This window comes from Erwinia sp. V71 (assembly GCF_965644245.1).
In the GTDB taxonomy this organism is placed as follows: Bacteria; Pseudomonadota; Gammaproteobacteria; order Enterobacterales; family Enterobacteriaceae; genus Erwinia.
The window spans coordinates 1-821 of the sequence record NZ_CBFFRK010000268.1 but is presented as its reverse complement, the minus strand read 5'-3'; the positions used below and the strand labels follow the sequence as shown (position 1 = coordinate 821).

At 54.0% G+C, this 821-nt stretch carries 1 protein-coding gene; it reads left to right on the top strand.

The window, feature by feature from the left end; all coding sequences use genetic code 11:
- Positions 1-109: 109 nt before the first annotated feature.
- Positions 110-805 carry an aquaporin Z gene (aqpZ, locus tag ACSZO1_RS22575; protein ID WP_437616629.1) on the top strand — a complete coding sequence of 232 codons (696 nt, stop codon included), beginning with the start codon at positions 110-112 and terminating at the stop codon, positions 803-805.
- Positions 806-821: the final 16 nt, after the last annotated feature.

The window sequence follows — 821 nt, the reverse complement described above, 5'->3', positions numbered from 1 at the left end:
CCAGCCAACAGGGAGAATAAATTCAGTTTCCTTCTGTATTTAGTTAATTATCACCGGCATGCGTTATAATTAGCGCCGTTAATGGTTAACAATCAGAAGGAACTCATCAATGTTAAGAAAAACCGCTGCCGAATTCTTCGGCACGTTCTGGCTGGTCTTTGGTGGCTGCGGGAGTGCAGTGCTGGCTGCGGCCTTTCCGCAGCTGGGGATAGGGTTCGCGGGTGTAGCGCTCGCATTTGGCCTGACGGTACTGACGATGGCGTATGCTGTGGGTCATATTTCCGGCGGCCATTTTAACCCGGCAGTAACGCTGGGACTGTGGGCCGGAGGCCGAATCTCTTTCAGTGACGTCGTCCCTTACATTATTGCTCAGGTCATTGGTGGTATTGCTGCCGCAGGCGTCCTGTATCTGATAGCGAGCGGCAAAACGGGCTTTGAGTTGACGGCTGGCGGCTTTGCTTCGAACGGGTTCGGCGAGCACTCTCCCGGTGGTTATTCACTTCAGGCCGCAGTTATCGCTGAGCTGGTTCTGACAGCTTTCTTCCTGATTGTTATTCACGGTGCAACAGATAAGCGCGCACCGGCCGGGTTTGCCCCGATTGCCATTGGTCTGGCACTGACACTTATCCACCTTATCAGCATTCCGGTCACCAACACGTCCGTTAACCCGGCAAGAAGCACGGCAGTTGCCGTCTTCCAGGGAACATGGGCGTTACAGCAGCTCTGGGTGTTCTGGGTTGTGCCGCTTGCAGGCGGCGTTCTTGGCGGCCTGATTTACCGTTTTCTCCTGCAAAGCAGGGACTGACATAAAAACAGTAAGT

What these genes read in the sequence shown, in the direction of transcription:
- aqpZ (WP_437616629.1), top strand. Translation starts at nt 110, where the DNA reads ATGTTAAGAAAAACCGCTGCCGAATTCTTCGGCACGTTCTGGCTGGTC.